The organism is Micromonospora sp. NPDC048871 (assembly GCF_043198155.1).
Classification (GTDB): Bacteria; Actinomycetota; Actinomycetes; order Mycobacteriales; family Micromonosporaceae; genus Micromonospora.
Genome location: NZ_JBICUM010000004.1, coordinates 102,740 through 115,984 on the forward strand (window position 1 = coordinate 102,740; position 13,245 = coordinate 115,984).

The window sequence follows — 13,245 nt, forward strand, 5'->3', positions numbered from 1 at the left end:
GCTTTCCCCTCCCGCGACCTGCGCAACCGTCCGACGGCCCGCGACACCCCCTGCGGTACGGTGACGCTGGCCGTCGCAGGCACGGCCGACGCGACACGGGAGGGGACGCCGGTGGCGACGCTGTCCGATGTGGCGCGGCGGGCGGGAGTGTCCCCCGCCACGGCTTCCCGAGTGATCAACGGCAGCAGCAAGCCGGTCACCGACGAGCTGCGCGAACGGGTCCTGCAGGCCGTCGCCGAGTTGCAGTACGTGCCCAACGCCCACGCCCAATTGCTGGCCCGCTCCCACCGGGGCGCCGTCGGGGTCATCGTGCACGACGTCTCCGATCCGTACTTCTCCGAGATCACCCGAGGGCTGCAACGGGTCGCCACCGACCAGGGGCGGCTGCTGATGATCTGCAACAGCTACCGGGACCCGGAGCGGGAGCTGGAGTACGTCGAGCTGCTGCGCGGACAGCAGGTGGCCGCCATCATCCTGGCCGGCTCCGGCTACCACGATCCCGAGTTCACGACCCTGCTGAACGGCAAGCTGGCCGCGTACGAGGCCACCGGGGGCCGGGTAGCGGTGATCGGCCGCCACGAACACTCCGGTGACGCGGTGATGCCGGACAACCGCGACGGCGCCCGGCTGCTCGGGCAGGAGATCTGCCGCCTCGGCCACCGGCGGATCGGGGTGGTGGCCGGCCCCCGGGTGCTGACCACCACCACGGACCGGCTGACCGGGCTGCGCCAGGCGCTGGCCGAACACGGCCGACAACTACCGGAGCAGCTCGTCCGGTACGCCGACTTCGACCGGGACAGCGGTGCGGAGGCCACGGCCGCCCTGCTGGACGCCGAGCCCGCGCTGACCGCGATCGCGGCGCTGAACGACTCGATGGCCATCGGCGCCCTGTCGGTGCTGCGGTCCCGGTCCATCGCGGTGCCCGGCCAGGTCAGCGTGTTCGGCTTCGACGACATGCCGATGGCCCGCGATGTCACCCCGGCCCTGACCACCATCCGGCTGCCGCTGGTGGAGATGGGGGCCCGGGCGATGGCCCTGGCCCTGGACGGCGGCTCCGCCGCACCCCGGGTGGAGTCCCTGGCCGCCGAACTGATCCGCCGGGACAGCTCCGGGCCGCCACCGGGCTGAGGTGTGCGGAACAGGAGATTTGCACCAATGGGATAGACATATCCGTATGCGTAGACTCCTGATTTCCGCCACCTGTGCGGTGGTGCTGGTAGCCGGGGCCACCGGTCCGGCGGCGGCTGATCCACCGGAGCGCTCCGATCCCCGGCCCGCCTCGGCGGGCTGGTCCCTGGTCGACGGCGAGCTGACCTGGCGCTCGACGAAGCCGGTACCGATGGGCGACGCCAGGGTCGAGTTCTTCTCCGGGGATCAGCGGCTGGGCCCGGCGCGTCCGCACCCGGACGGTCGGACCTTCAGCCTGCCGCTGGACGCGCCGGTGAAGCCGGAGGAGCTGGCGGTGCGGGCCGGCGGCCGGCGGATCGATGTGGATTCCGCGCGGGATAGCGCCCGCCGGTCGGCGCCGGTCCCCACCATTCCGGCCCCGCAGCCCGCCGGCCCGGTCGATCCCGGCCGGCCCGGACCGTACCGGCAGATCACCGGGGAGTACGACCTGCCCGGGGTCACCCTGCCGGGGTTCCCGGAGAAGGTCGAGATGCGGGCGGTGGTGGTCGCCCCACAGGGCACCACCGGAGCCCGGCCGCTGGCCCTGTTCCTGCACGGCCGGCACACCGTCTGCTACCGGGGTGAGGAGGAGGTGCCCCAGCAGTGGCCCTGTCCGTCCGGCTCCGATCCGATCCCCAGCCACCGGGGCTACCTCCAGGCGCAGCGGCTGCTCGCCTCGCAGGGCTACGTGACCGTGTCCATCTCGGCCAACGGGATCAACGGTCAGGACTGGGCCGCCGGCGACGGGGGCGCGCAGGCCCGCTCCTCGCTCGTGCGACTGCACCTGGCGAAGTGGGCCGACTGGGCCGGGACCGGCCGCGCCGGGGCGCCGGAGATCGTGCGGGCCGCACCCCGGGCAGACCTATCCCGGGTATTCCTGATGGGTCACTCCCGAGGCGGTGAGGGGGTCAGCCGGGCGGCGATGGACTCGCTGACCCCACCCCCGAGTGCGCAGGACGGCTATCCCGGCCGGGTGCGCTGGACCGTACGCGGCATGTTGCTGATCGGTCCCACCCTCTTCGGACACAACCCGGTGCCGCAGGTCCCCTCGGTGACCCTCCTGCCCGGCTGCGACGGTGACGTCTACGACCAGCAGGGCCAGATGTTCGTCGACGCCACGCGCGGGCTCAGTCCCAGCCGCGCACTGCGCAGCGCGCTGTACGTGATCGGCGTCAACCACAACTACTTCAACACCGAATGGACGCCCGGGCAGTCGGCGGCACCGTCCTGGGACGACTTCTACACCTCTGACGACGGTCCGGACCCGGTCTGTTCACCGGGCGCTCCCACCCGGCTCACCGCCGCCCAGCAGCAGACCGTCGGCGCCACCTACATCGCCGCCGCCGCACGGCTCTTCGTCGGCGGCGACGACCGGGTCCGGCCGCTGCTCGACGGCAGCGGCCAGCGGGCGCCCTCGGCCGACCCGGCCCGGGTGCTCGGTCACGCCCTCGGCGGCAACCGCACGCCGGTGCTCACCCCGGACGCGTCGACACAGCTGTCGGGTGGGGCCCGGATCTGCGACCAGGTCACCGACGACGCGGATCGGTCCTGCCTCGGCCTGAACGACCGCAACGCCCTCCTGGCGCACTTCACGCCGTTCCTCTGGACCATTCCCGAGCCTGACCGGTACGCAGCCGAGCTGGCCTGGTCCCGGCCCGGCATAGCGATCCGGCTGGCCCCGTCCCGCCCGGTTTCGGTCACCGGTGCCCGTGACCTGGCGATGCGGATCATCATCCCACCGAACACGACCGGCACCCGGCTGGACGTGACCGTCGTCGGGACCGACGGCCGACGCAGCCGGCTGGGCGAGGTACGGGTCGACGGCCTGCCCGGCACCCAGAACACCACCTCCTACTGGGCGCAGGAGGTACGGGTGCCACTGCAGGGGGCACCGGCACGGCTGGCCGCCATCGAGATCACTCCACGTACCGCGTTCGGGCAGGCATGGCTGCTCGACGCGTGGGGCTGGAAACCGGGCACACCCGACCCGCGTGCCTTCCGCCTGCCCCGGCTGGACATCGGCACCCTTGAGGTCGACGAGGGCGACTCCGGCACGAAGACGTACGAGATCCCGGTGACCATCACGGGAAGCGGCAGTGCCACCGTACGGCTGAATCTGTCCGTCCCGGACGCCGAGGACCGGTCCTGGCTGGCCACCGTGCGGCCCGGTCAGCGCAGCATCCGGGTGCCCGCCGAAGTGGTCGGGGACCGGCTGTGGAACTACACCGAGCGGTACCTGCTGACCGCCAAGGCGCAGCGGGGCATGGTGGTCGGCAGCTACATCGGTGGCCTGGACATCCTCAACGACGATCCGGTCCCCATCATCACGGTGGAGTCCGCCGATCTGCGGGTCACCGAGGGTGAGACCCTGACCTGGCGCTTCACCGCCTCCGCGCCCACCGAACAGGGCCTGTCCGCGAACGCCTGGCTCCAGCCGCCGACCGCCGGACCGGAGCTGTCCACCCTGGACGTGGACCCGGACTGGTTCGCCGAGCAGTCGTACGAGCCGGTGGAACCCGAACGGCCGCTGTCCCAGACCTGGCTATTGCCATACCTGCGGCTGGCCCCGGAGGCCCTGGTCGGTGAGATCAGCGTACCGACGATCACCGACTCGCTCACCGAGCCGCAGGAGTGGATCGAGCTGCACTTCGACCAGGAACCGGACGGGCCGGTGCTGCCACCGGTGCTGACCGGCGTGGTGACCGACGACTGAGCGCGGGGCGGCGCGGCGGCGGCATCGGCACCTATCCTGTGCCGATGTCGCCGCTGAGCCCCACCCAGCAGCTCCTCACCCCCACCGAGGTGGCCGACTACATCGCGGCCTCCTTCTCCGGCGCGCGTCAGGTGGCCGACTGCGGGCCGCTGACCGGCGGTGGCTTCGCCACGGTCTGGTGGGTACGCCTGGACGACGGCGCGCAGGTCGTCCTGAAGATCGGGCCGCCGCCGCAGGTGCCGCTGCTGCGCTACGAGGCCGGGATGCTCGCCGCGGAGGCTCGCTACTTCCGGCTGGTCGCCGCCCGGGCCCCGCAGGTGCCGGTGCCCCCGGTGCTGCACCACGGTCAGGACCCCCGCCTCGGCGAATGGCTGGTCACCGGCCGACTGCCCGGCCGGGCCCTGCCGGACCTGGAGGGTGCCGACGAGGGCGCACGCTACGACTTCGGGGCCGCGATGGCCACCCTGCACCGGATCACCGGCGACCGGTTCGGCTACGACGACGGCCGCACCGGCGGCGAGACCTGGTCGACGGCCTTCTCGGCGATCATCGAGGATCTGCTGGCCGACGCCGCGGACTGGGAGGTGACCCTTCCCGCCCCGCCGCAGCGGTTCCGCGAGCTGCTGGCCCGGCACGCCGACCTGCTCGACCAGGTGCGCCGACCCGCCCTGCTGCACTACGACGGCTGGGACGGCAACGTGCTGGCCGCCCCCGACGAGCACGGGGCGTACCGGATGTGCGGGCTGGTCGACGGCGAACGGTTCCTCTACGGCGACCCGATGCTGGACCTGGTCTCCCCCCTGCAGTTACGGCGCGCCGAGGACGAGCCGGAGCATCCGTTCCTGCGCGGCTACGCCGACACCACCGGCACCCCGCTGGTCTTCGACGACGGCGCACGCCGCCGGTTGGCGTTGTACCGGATGCACCTGCACCTGCTGATGACCGTGGAGATGCCCAGCCGGGGCATCACCGTGGACAACGACCCCGGCCGCCACACCCTGCTCGCCGAACTCCTCGACCGAGACCTGACGGACCTGAGCCGCCCCTGACGCCGTTCACCGTGTGCCCGGACCGCGCGCTACTCGAATCCGTGTCATGGACGCCCGGTGAGGCGCGGGCCGCCGGTCGGGCGCAGCCGGCCGCCGGGTACCCACTTCGGGCACTGTCGAGCTGATTCGTCGGTGCTATCGCAAGACCGATAGGACCCATGGTGCAATCGGAGCTGTTGTTCATAGCCCGCTGCCGCCCGCCGCGCGATCCGTTCACGCTCTCAGCTCGACAGGGCCCAACCTGTACCACCTGCCCCCGGGGCGCGACGACGACTCAGCCGCCAGCTGAGTACGCCGCGGCGGTGCTGGCGTCACGGGCGCTGCCCGAGCCTCGGCACCACGGCACGTTGCAGCACCGCAGTGGTGGCCAGCACGGTGCCGGCCGGCCCATCGGCAGTGTCCGCCACGAGGTAGCTACGCGAGCCGAGGTACGCATAGGTTCGCTCATCGAAGATCCACTCGTCACGCCGGTCCAGTTCGGTGTACGCGACGGCGGTCCCCCGCCGGCCCGCCGCGTCGGTCACCTGACGGATCAACTCGACCCCGGGAATCCGGGCTGCTGCCCGGTAGAGAGCGGCGCTGGTCTGTGGCGGTACCAGCGATTCACGCAGGATGTCACCGATCGCGGTGAACGCCGCGCCGTCGCGGCTGTTGCCGTGGCCCCGCGAGGCACGTTCCCGGTAGAGCTTGGCCAGCAGTTCATCCGGGTCGCCGGGCATATCGACGACCGTCGCGTTCGGCATCATGTCCGTCAACGTCACTCGCTCGGGGATCACGCCGATGACCGGCAGTTCGACGAACGGCTGTCGGAGCAGACCATCGCCCGGCTCGTATCGGGGGATCCAGATCTCCCGCTCGCGTACCGGTCGCAGCCGGGCCGGACCGCCACCCAGTTCGGCGTGGGCACCCAGGCTCCTGATGTAGACGTACCTCCCGTCGCCCGGCTCCGGATTCTCGACGACGGCGGCGGCCATCGCGTTCAGCAATGTCGTCGCGGCCGCCGGTTCCGCCTGTTGCACCGGCACGACCAGTGGCGCGCTTTCCGGCACCCCGGGCAGCACGATCGTCGCGGCCGCGATCACCGCGATCACCGCGGCAAGCGCGCCCGTCGCGCCCACGAGCACCGGCGTACGCTTCGGCCGCCGGGCCGACCGGGTGATCTCGTTCATCAGGTGCCGGCGCAGGGCCTGCCGACGCGCGGTGGCCATCGCCGGCACGTGCGGAGCAGTCGGCTCGCTCATCGGTATTCTCCCTGCTCGACGGGGGTGCCTCGCGGACGGTCCAGTTCCTGCTGGGCCAGCGCCCGCAGCCGGGTTCGGGCCCGGGACAGCCGCGAACGCACGGTCCCGACAGGAACCCCCAGGGCTTCGGCTGCTGCCGCGTAGTCCAGCTGCGACCAGACGCACATCAGGAACACCTCCCGGTCCGCCCGGCGCAGGGCCCGCAGGGCCGCCACGGCGGCGGCGAGCTGGTCGGCGTCGTGCATCCGGCCGACCACGTCGTCGGCGAAGTCCGGCACCGTGTCGCGTACCGGCACCCGCCGTAGCGCCGCCCGGTGCCGGCGCGCCGCCCGCCGCCGGTTACGCAGCACGTTGGTGGCGATGCCGAGCAGCCACGGCCGCAGGCTCTCCCCGTCCGGATGAAGAGACTCCCGGATCCGCCACGCCTCGAGGAAGGTCAGCGACACCACGTCCTCGGCGAGCACCGGGTCGCCCTCGCTCCACACCGCATGCCGATGGATCGCGTCGGCATGCTCGTCGAAGAGTTCACCAAAGGCGTCGGTGTCACCGGCTCGGATCCGACGCCGCAACTGTGCTGTCACACCTGTACCTGTCCGTGGCCGCCGACGGGTTCCATGTCTGCGGACATGTTCCATCGGCGGACACGGACAGGTGAGCGTCGGTGGTGAGTCAGGAAGGTGTGTGCTGGGCCAGTGGGTTGGCCAAAGCGCCGACGAGTTGCAGGGCGGCCGAGGGGTCGGCCAGGTCGACCATCTGCTGGTTGTCGCGCAGTTGCAGCCGGTTGAGGCAGGACAGGGCGAACTCGGGGGCGAACAGGTCGTAGCGGGCCAGCCGGTCGGCCAGGTGGGGTACCCGGGCGGCGTAGTCGGTGGCGCAGTCGGCGACCGTACGCCAGAAGGTCTCCTCGTCGGCGATGCCCTGGTCGGCCAGGGTGGCGCCGAGGAACCGGAGGAAGCAGTCGAAGACGTCGGTGAAGATCGACAGCAGCTTCATCTCCTCCGGCACCTCGGCCCGGATCCGTTCGACCGCCGGGGGCAAAGTCGCCTCGGTGCTCATCACCACGATCTCCTCGGCGATGTCCTTGAAGATCACCCGCTGTACGGCGTGGTCGCGCAGCACCAGGATGACGTTCTCGCCGTGCGGCATGAAGGCCAGGTCGTAGGCGTAGAAGGCGTGCAGCAGGGGGGTCAGGTAGGCGTGCAGGTAGCGGCGTAGCCATTGCGCCGGTGCCAGCCCGGAGGCGGTGATCAGTTCGGCGGCGAAGGACCGGCCCTCGGCGTCGAGGTGCAGCAGGGAGGCCATGGTGGCCAGTCGCTCTCCGTCGGCCAGCCCCGGCACCGGGCTCTCCCGCCACAGCGCGGCCAGCATCTTGCGGTACGGCGAGTAGCGGTCGGTGGCGGCCTCGTACTGCCGGTGGCGGTAGCCGACCGCGGCCCGCTCCCGCAGGATCGTCAGGCCGGTGGTCTGGAACACCTCGTCGGCGGCGATCAGGTCGGCCAGCCAGTCGTTGATGGCCGGGGTAGCCTCCATGTACGCCGCCGACAGGCCCCGCATGAAGCCCATGTTCAGCACGGACAGCGCGGTCTTGACGTAGTGCCGGTGGGGGGCGCTGAGGTTGAAGAAGGTGCGGATGGACTGCTGGGCCAGGTAGTCGTCGTCGCTCTCGCCGAGGTGCACCAGGCGGCGGCGGGCCACCTCGCCGGCGAAGGTGACCGACAGCTTGTTCCACCACTGCCAGGGGTGCACCGGAATGAGCAGGTAGTCGGCCAGGTCCAGGCCGAGGGCGGCCATGGTCTCGGCGAACCGGGCCAGGGTCGCCTCGCCCAGTTCGGTGCGGAGCAGGGTGTCGTAGTCCAGGTCGGCGGCGCTGGTGAAGGTGGCGTGGTCGCGGTGGGCGGCCAGCCAGATCAGGCGTACCGGCCGGGCGGCCTCCGGGGCGTAACGGTGGTATTCGTCGACCCCGAAGCCGAGGCGGCCGTTGTTGGCCACGAAGCAGGGATGTCCCTCCGTCATCGAGGTCTCGATGGTCTGGAAGTCGGCCTCGATCAGTTTCGCCGCCCCCGGCAGGGCCCGGTCCAGCTTGTAGGCGCTACCGGCCAGGGTGGAGTTGATCTCCTCCAGGTAGACCGGCAGGATCCGGTCGCTGAGCCCCAGGGAGGTACGCAGCTCCAGGCAGAGGTCGACCGCGTCGAGGGGGTGGAGTTCCCCGTCGCGGTGCCGGGTGATGCTGTCCGGGTCGATGTCCCAGTGCTCCAGGGTGCGCAGCCGGGCGGCGAACCGGTAGCGGACGGTGCCGCAGTCGCTGGTCACCGCGTACCACCGGCGGCCTGCGGCGGCCGGGTCCTGCGGTTCGGGGGTGATCAGCCGCTCGTGGGCGAACTCGGCCAGGGCCTTGCGCACCAGCAGCCGGTTGGCCCGCTCCCAGGTCTGCGGACGCAGGTGGGCGACCGGGTCGGTGGTGGTCACAGGGTTGCTCCTTGGCTACGGGTGGCGGCTAGGAACCGCTCGCGGGTGCAGATGCTCAGCAGGGCCTGCTTCTCCGGCTTGGCGATCGGCCCGATCACCTCGAAGCCGACGGCCGCGTTGAGTGCGTGCACGGGGGTGTTGCGGAGGTCCGGCTCGACCACCACCCGGATGGTGGTGGGGTCGGCGAACAGCCAGGACATCACCGTGGTGATCACGGCCCGGGTGAAGCCGTGCACCGGGGTCTCGGCGGGGGCGCAGAGGAAGTGCATGCCCACGTCACCGGGCTGGGCCTGGTAGAGCCCGACCAACTCGACCTGGGCCGGGTCGTACCGTTCGGCGAGGAAGGCCGGCTCGCCCCGCCACAGCCCCAGGAAGGCCTCGTGGTGCGGGTGGGCGGCGATCCGCTCGTACTCCTCAACGACCGCGGCCAGGTCGGCGTCCTGCATCAGCCAGAACCCCGCCTTGGGGTGGGTCACCCAGCGGTGCAGCAGCGGGGCGTCGGCGGCCACCTCGAGGGTACGCAGGGCGAACTCCCCCAGCACCGGGTCGATCCGGGTGTGCACGAGGTCGCTCACGCCGGCACCCCGAACTCCTGGAAGGTGATCGACTTCTCGATCGGATACACCTCCCGGCCCAGCAGCTCCCGGATGATCCAGGAGTTGCGGTACGGGCCCATGCCCAGATCCGGTGAGGTGATGCTGTGGGTGTGGGTGCCGCCGTTCTGGAGGAAGATCCCCCGCCCGGTGTGGTCGACGCTGTAGTTGCGGGCCAGGTCGAGACGGCCGTGGGAGTCGAAGCGCAGCCGGTCGCGGATCGGGTCGCAGAAGGCGGGCACCTGGTAGCGGTAGCCGGTGGCCAGCACCAGCCCCTCGGTGTCCAGGGTGTGCTCCCGTCCCTGCTCGACATGGCGCAGCCGCAGGGTGTGCCGGCCGGTGGACCGGTCGTGGTCGACCCCGGTCAGCTCGGTGTTGGTCAACAGTCGGGTGTTCACCGGGCCGGGCACGCTGGTGGCGTAGAGCAGGTCGAAGATGTCGTTGACCAGGTCGGCGGAGATGCCCTTGAACAGCGCCTTCTGCTCGGCCTCCAGGTCGTAGCGGGTCTGCTCGGGCAGGGCGTGGAAGTAGTCCACGTAGTCCGGTGAGGTCATCTCCAGGGTCAGCTTGGTGTATTCCAGCGGGAAGAACCGGGGTGAGCGGGTCACCCAGTTCAGCTGGTAGCCGTACGTGCCGATGTCGGAGAGCAGGTCGTGGTAGATCTCGGCGGCGCTCTGCCCGCTGCCGACGATGGTGATGCTGTCCTTGGCCCGCAGGGCCTCGCGGTGTTCCAGGTAGCGGGAGTTGTGCACCGCGTCGGAGTCCAACCCGGCGCAGGCCTGCGGCAGGTACGGCGGGGTGCCGGTGCCGAGCACCAGGTGCCGGGCCCGGTGGGTGACGGTGTCGCCGCCGACCGTGGCGGTGACCAGATACTGCTCGCTGGACGGGTCGTACTCGACGGTGGTGACCTGGTGACCGAAGCGCAGGTTGGGCAACTTGGCGGCGGCCCACCGGCAGTAGGCGTCGTACTCGGCGCGCAGCGGGAAGAAGCTCTCCCGGATGTAGAAGGGGTAGAGCCGACCGATCTCCTTCAGGTAGGCCAGGAAGGAGTACGGCGAGGTGGGGTCGGCCAGGGTGACCAGGTCGGCCAGGAAGGGGGTCTGCAACCGGGAGGACTCCAGCAACATGCCGGGGTGCCAGGAGACGTCGTCGCGGGCCTCCAGGAACAGCGCGTCAATCTCGGCGAGCGGCGCGGTCAGGCAGGCCAGGCCCAGGTTGTACGGGCCCAGACCGATCCCGATGAGGTCGTAGCTGTCCATCCGGCCCTCCAGGCTGGGGTTCGGCGTCGACATGTTCAGCCCACCGGACAAGAAAGGTCCAAAGTGGACGCTGTGTGGGCGTACCGGCCGGCGTGTTCGGCGATCAGGTCGAGCACGTACGCCACGTCGTCGATGCTGGTCCTCGGGTTGAGCACGGTGAACTTGAGGTACTGCCGACCATCGACCCGGGTGCCGGCGACCACGGCCAGACCGGAGGCGGCCAGCGCCGACCGGGCGTGCAGGTTCGCCGCGTCGGCCAACTCCGCCGGAGTGCCGGCGGGCCGCCAGCGGAACACCACCGTGCTCAGCGCCGAGGGGGTCAGCACCTCGAAGCGGGGGTCGGCGTCGGCCACCTGCCAGGCCTGGGCGGCCCGGTCGCAGACCTCGTCGAACAGTTCCCCGATGGCGTCCGGGCCCATCACCCGCAGGGTCAGCCAGAGCTTGAGGGCGTCGAAACGGCGGGTGGTCTGCAGGGACTTGTCGACCTGATTGGGGATGCCTTCGCTGACCGTCCGGGCCGGGTTCAGGTAGTCGGCGTGCCAGGTGGCGTGCCGCAGGGTACGCCGATCACGGACCAGCACCGCGCTGGAGCTGACCGGCTGGAAGAAGGACTTGTGGTAGTCGACCGTCACCGAGTCGGCCCGTTCGATGCCGTCCAGCAGGTGCCGGCGGGTGGGCGAGACCAGCAATCCGCAGCCGTACGCGGCATCGACGTGCAGCCACACCCCGGAGGTGGCGCACACCTCGGCGATCTCGTCGAGGGGGTCGATGGTGCCGAAGTCGGTGGTGCCGGCGGTGGCGACCACCGCCAGCACGGTCAGGCCGGCCCGCCGGCAGCGGCTGATCTCGTGGGCCACGGCACCGGGACGCATCCGCCGGTCCGGGCCGGTCTGCACCACCACGACCGCCTCCGGGGCCAGGCCCAGCAGCTTGGCGGCCTTCTGCACGCTGAAGTGACCGGCCGCCGAGGTGACGATCCGCAGGTGGGGCAGGAGGATCCGCCGTTCGGCCGGGCCCGCCCCGGCCAGGGCCTCCTCCCGGGCCAGCAGCAGGGCGTGCAGGTTGGACTGGGTGCCGCCGCTGGTGAACACCCCGTCGGCGGTCGGGCCCAGACCGATCCGGGCGGCGGTCCAGTCGATCAGTCGCCGTTCGATCAGGGTGGCCCCGGCGCTCTGGTCCCAGGTGTCCATCGAGGAGTTGACGGCGCTGAGCACGGCCTCGCCGAGCAGGGCCGGGATGACCACCGGGCAGTTGAGGTGGGCCAGGTAGCGGGGGTGGTGGAACCAGACCGCGTCGCGCAGGTACACCTCGTCGAGTTCGTTCAGGGCGGCCGTGGTGTCGCGCAGCGGCCGGTCCAGGTCGATCGCCGCCACCAGCGGCGCCAACTGCTCCGGCCGGACCCCGGTGACCGGCCCGGTCGCCGTGGCGATCCGCCGGGCCACCCGGTCGGCACCGGCGCTCACCGCGGCCCGGTAGTCGTCGACTGTGCCCTCGTGCAGCAGGTGGGCTCGGGCGGCGCTCGGCGGTGTCGCGGTGTGCACCGGCAGGGTCATGGACGTGTCCTCCACGCTCGGCGGTTCGGTTTTCGGGCAGCCGGAACCCGCCGCCCGCGCGGCGCGCGGCGGGTTGGTGTCGATGCGGGTGGTGGGCGGACGACCGGCGGTCACGGGTCACGCCGGTCGTCCGTGGCGGATCAGGTCAGCTTCTTGGCGCCCTGGATCGCCTTGGCCAGGTCTTCGAGCAGGGGGGCTGCGCCGGCGTACGAGAAGCGGGGCACCGCGTCCCATGGAGTCACCTGGCCGGCCTGCACGGCGGGCAACTGCTGCCAGGTGGGCTTGGCGGCCAGGTCGGCCGGTTGCAGGGCGGTGCTGCGGTTGTCGAGCAGGATCAGGTCGGCCGGGAACTTGCCGGCGTTCTCCCAGCTGAGGGCCTCGAAGTAGTCGCCGGACTCCAGCTTGGTGGGCACCACGATGTCGACCCCGAGTTCGGCGAAGTACATCAGGTCGGTGCTGACCTTGGGGTTGGAGACGTAGAACAGGTCCGGGCTGCCGGAGGCGGCCAGCACCTTGATGCCGGGGTTGGTCTTGACCGCCTGGCGTACCGCCTCGGCGGCGGCCTCGAAGCGGGCCTTGGCGTCGGTGACCCTCGGTGCCGACAGGTCGGCGCCGAGGGACTCGGCGAGGGTGGCGTACCGTTCGATCGGCTTGGTCATCGGGACGCGGGCGGTGGTGATGGTCACCACCGGGGCCAGCGGAAGGATCTTGTCCTTGCTCTCGTCCGGCACGTACCAGTAGGCCCCCGGGTCGTACATGTGGGTGACCAGCAGTTCCGGGCGCAGGGCGGCGTACTTCTCGACGCTGAATTCGCCCCAGACGTTGCCGAGGATCTCCACGCTCTCCACGTCCAGGTCACCGGCCTGCGGCTCCTTGCTGCCGTCGGCCTTCTTCGTCTCGCCGAAGACCCCGACCACCTCGGGCCCTAGTCCGAAATCGACCAGGGCGGCGGCCGAGCCGGTGAAGGCCACCACCCGGGCCGGGCGGGCCTGCGCGGTGACCGTCTCAGGCCGGTCGTCCGTGAAGGACCAGGGTCCGGAGCTGCTGCCGCTGCGGGGTTTCGGGTCCTTCTCCCGGCCGCATCCGGCGAGCAGGGCGGCTAGGGTGGCGGCACCACCGGCGGCCAGCAGGCCCCGACGGGAGAGCCGGTGTGCGGTAACGGGATCAGGCATGGTGTCGTCTTCCGATCGGGTTCACAGGTAGC

10 protein-coding genes are annotated in these 13,245 nt (G+C 71.3%); 3 read left to right on the plus strand and 7 right to left on the minus strand.

The window, feature by feature from the left end; translation table 11 throughout:
• Positions 1-111: 111 nt before the first annotated feature.
• From ACGFIK_RS11935 to ACGFIK_RS11945, 3 genes are read left to right on the plus strand one after another with little or no spacing between them, the layout of a single operon-like run.
• Positions 112-1,128, plus strand: coding sequence for a LacI family DNA-binding transcriptional regulator (locus ACGFIK_RS11935; RefSeq protein WP_327026007.1), 1,017 nt, complete (start codon positions 112-114; stop codon positions 1,126-1,128).
• A 46-nt stretch (positions 1,129-1,174) separates the two neighbouring features.
• On the plus strand, positions 1,175-3,880 hold the full coding sequence (locus ACGFIK_RS11940; RefSeq protein WP_327026008.1) for a hypothetical protein: 2,706 nt from the start codon (positions 1,175-1,177) through the stop codon (positions 3,878-3,880).
• A gap of 44 nt (positions 3,881-3,924) precedes the next feature.
• Positions 3,925-4,929 (plus strand): aminoglycoside phosphotransferase family protein, encoded by a 1,005-nt coding sequence (locus tag ACGFIK_RS11945; RefSeq protein ID WP_327026009.1) that lies wholly within the window; start codon positions 3,925-3,927, stop codon positions 4,927-4,929.
• A gap of 311 nt (positions 4,930-5,240) precedes the next feature.
• On the opposite strand, the gene ACGFIK_RS11950 is transcribed toward ACGFIK_RS11945, so the two are convergent.
• The 7 genes from ACGFIK_RS11950 to ACGFIK_RS11980 form a co-directional block, all read right to left on the minus strand.
• A complete protein-coding gene (locus ACGFIK_RS11950) occupies positions 5,241-6,170 on the minus strand; it encodes a CU044_5270 family protein (RefSeq protein WP_327026010.1) in 930 nt (309 codons plus the stop codon).
• Positions 6,167-6,751 (minus strand): RNA polymerase sigma factor, encoded by a 585-nt coding sequence (locus tag ACGFIK_RS11955; RefSeq protein ID WP_327026011.1) that lies wholly within the window; start codon positions 6,749-6,751, stop codon positions 6,167-6,169. The genes ACGFIK_RS11950 and ACGFIK_RS11955 overlap by 4 nt, the downstream gene beginning before the upstream one ends.
• Before the next feature lie 88 nt (positions 6,752-6,839).
• Positions 6,840-8,636 carry an IucA/IucC family siderophore biosynthesis protein gene (locus tag ACGFIK_RS11960; protein WP_327026012.1) on the minus strand — a complete coding sequence of 599 codons (1,797 nt, stop codon included), beginning with the start codon at positions 8,634-8,636 and terminating at the stop codon, positions 6,840-6,842.
• Positions 8,633-9,211, minus strand: coding sequence for a GNAT family N-acetyltransferase (locus tag ACGFIK_RS11965; protein ID WP_327026013.1), 579 nt, complete (start codon positions 9,209-9,211; stop codon positions 8,633-8,635). The genes ACGFIK_RS11960 and ACGFIK_RS11965 overlap by 4 nt, the downstream gene beginning before the upstream one ends.
• Positions 9,208-10,488 carry a SidA/IucD/PvdA family monooxygenase gene (locus ACGFIK_RS11970; protein ID WP_327027122.1) on the minus strand — a complete coding sequence of 427 codons (1,281 nt, stop codon included), beginning with the start codon at positions 10,486-10,488 and terminating at the stop codon, positions 9,208-9,210. Before ACGFIK_RS11970 ends, ACGFIK_RS11965 begins: the two co-directional genes overlap by 4 nt.
• A gap of 35 nt (positions 10,489-10,523) precedes the next feature.
• Positions 10,524-12,041: a pyridoxal phosphate-dependent decarboxylase family protein gene (locus tag ACGFIK_RS11975; RefSeq protein ID WP_393339468.1), complete on the minus strand. Its 1,518-nt coding sequence runs from the start codon at positions 12,039-12,041 to the stop codon at positions 10,524-10,526.
• Positions 12,042-12,181: 140 nt separating this feature from the next.
• Positions 12,182-13,213, minus strand: coding sequence for an ABC transporter substrate-binding protein (locus ACGFIK_RS11980; protein WP_327026014.1), 1,032 nt, complete (start codon positions 13,211-13,213; stop codon positions 12,182-12,184).
• Between the last annotated feature and the right edge of the window lie 32 nt (positions 13,214-13,245).